At 51.0% G+C, this 2,149-nt stretch carries 3 protein-coding genes; 2 read left to right on the top strand and 1 reads right to left on the bottom strand.

Annotated features, from left to right (window positions below; genetic code table 11):
- Positions 1 to 298 precede the first annotated feature (298 nt).
- Positions 299 to 829 carry a hypothetical protein gene (locus Q1A48_RS21035; protein ID WP_299948785.1) on the bottom strand — a complete coding sequence of 177 codons (531 nt, stop codon included), beginning with the start codon at positions 827 to 829 and terminating at the stop codon, positions 299 to 301.
- Positions 830 to 1,221: 392 nt separating this feature from the next.
- Between Q1A48_RS21035 and Q1A48_RS21030 the strand changes: the two genes are divergently transcribed.
- Positions 1,222 to 1,887 (top strand): baseplate J/gp47 family protein, encoded by a 666-nt coding sequence (locus Q1A48_RS21030; protein ID WP_299948783.1) that lies wholly within the window; start codon positions 1,222 to 1,224, stop codon positions 1,885 to 1,887.
- On the top strand, positions 1,824 to 2,149 hold a 326-nt coding region (locus Q1A48_RS21025; protein WP_299948781.1), incomplete at its 3' end, for a DnaB-like helicase C-terminal domain-containing protein. The genes Q1A48_RS21030 and Q1A48_RS21025, both read left to right, overlap by 64 nt.

Here is a 2,149-nt window from a genome sequence, read left to right as displayed (position 1 = left end):
TTCGTCACCTTCATCAAAACCGGTAAACCCCCTCTTTTCAAGGAGATGTGTCAGATTTGGTCTGAACTAATACAAATTAGAATTTCCCCCGTGGGGTGCTAATGGAGCACGCAGTCAATCCTGTAACTATTGTTTTGTCTGCTTAACCGAAATCACAATCTTACTCTCGGGCTTTGTCCATTTGAGCGGCTTTGTGCTCTCCGCATTTTTGTAGGAATAAAAGTAAGCGACTCATGAACTACATTCACCTTATAAAAGAATGTGGTTTATGTACCGCTTACGTGCGATTTGGTATGCCTTACCATTCCTTTTCTTGATTCTTATTGGATTGAAATTCCTTTTCAACGGACTTAATTATAGCTCTTTGACCATCTGTTATCTCTTCAAGGCTGGCAGCCTCATTGAGCATTTTTATGAGCTTGGCAATATGATTAGAAGTGAAGTTCTCTTTGGATGGCTTTATTATATGACGCACCTCTTCGCTTATATTTAAAGCATCTTGCATTAAATATGTCGAAGAAGAATACATCTCAATTGCTTTGTTGCGTTTGACGCCAAACTTTCTCTCAAACATAGTTAATATTTCAAGCTTCGACTCACGGGTTATATCTCCATGCTCTTTTGCAACGGCAACTACCAACAGTGCAGCCACGTCCATAGAATCCGTAAGCGCGTGCATTGGCTTTGTCCCTAATTTCCTTTCCCACCTCCTGCGCCTCATCCAAAAAAATGGGTTAAATGCATTTAGATTCACTCCTGCATTTTGCAGGCTGTTTAATGCCCATGCCAAGCCAGCTATTGCAGTGATTAGTCCAATTATTATATGCATAAAATACTTTATAAATATCTCGGGGGTTCAAACTCGAAGTGCGTACCATTTATGCGGCTTCTGCCGCCAAGCAATTATCCATTAACTCTTCCGGCGTTTCAAAGTCTAATATTTCTCTTAGCTGATTATTTACTAAAAAGGCGGATTAATATCAGACTGCCAAGTCTTATACGGTCACGATCAAAGAGCATGCTTCTCTATCGACCCGGTAGTAAACTGTATACCGTTGCATGAACCTCTCCCTGAATTCTCTTTTATAGTCAGTACCCTTGGGTCAATATTGGCGCAACAGGCCATTTGTATTCTTGTTCAAATCCCGCTTCCTTTGTAGTCGGCACTGTTACAAGGCCGCCTGACTGCGCCCATGCCGTCGCTCGCGCACCATCGCGAGCATGGCCAATACCTTTACCGCTGTCGATCTCTCCCGGCTGCCCGAGCCGGACGTTGTGGAAGCACTCGATTTCGAGTCCATCTTCGGCGCCATGCTGTCCGATCTGCAGGGCCGTGACCCTACTTCCGACGCCCTGACCGAAGCGGACCCCGCCTATAAAATTCTGGAAGTGGCCGTCTACCGTGAATTGCTGCTGCGCCAGCGCGTCAACAACGCCGCCCGCGCCGTGATGCTCGCCTATGCGGAAGATGCAGACCTGGACCAGCTAGGCGCACTGTTCGGGGTACAGCGTCGGGTGCTGGACCCGGGTGATCCGCAAACCGGCAGTGATCCCACCCTGGAATCCAATACCGAATTCCGCCGCCGCATCCAGCTCGCTCCCGAGGGCTTTAGTGTGGCCGGTCCCGAGGGCGCCTACATTCATCACGCCCTGGGCGCCGACCCCGGTGTGCTCGATGCCAGTGCCACCAGCCCCGGCCCCGGCGAGGTGGTGGTCTCCATTCTCGCCCGCAACGGCGACGGCAGCGCGGACCCGGCACTGCTCAATACCGTGGCCGCGGTATTGCAGGCGGACGATGTGCGCCCCATGACCGACCGGGTGCCATGCAGGTGGCTGCGCACAATGCCCTCAACGGTAACCGTGCCTTGGTTTTTTCTTTGGAAATGAGCCGCAGGGAACTTTACCGCCGGCTGGTGGGCATGATTGGGCGAATCCCCATAGGGCTCGCTGACTCCGACAACTCCGATGACCGCAAAGGTTTTTACGCGCAGCACAGTCAGGGTATGACTCACGCCGTAAGCCAACTCAAGGGCATCGACATGGGGGTGGATGACCAGGGCGCGCTGCATATTAACCAGATTGTCAGCCGTGCCCGCCGTGAGCACCGCAAGAGCCCGTTGTCACTGATCGTGGTGGATTACCTGCAACA

Source organism: uncultured Microbulbifer sp. (assembly GCF_947489355.1).
In the GTDB taxonomy this organism is placed as follows: Bacteria; Pseudomonadota; Gammaproteobacteria; order Pseudomonadales; family Cellvibrionaceae; genus Microbulbifer.
This window is presented reverse-complemented; position numbering and strand designations above follow the sequence as displayed.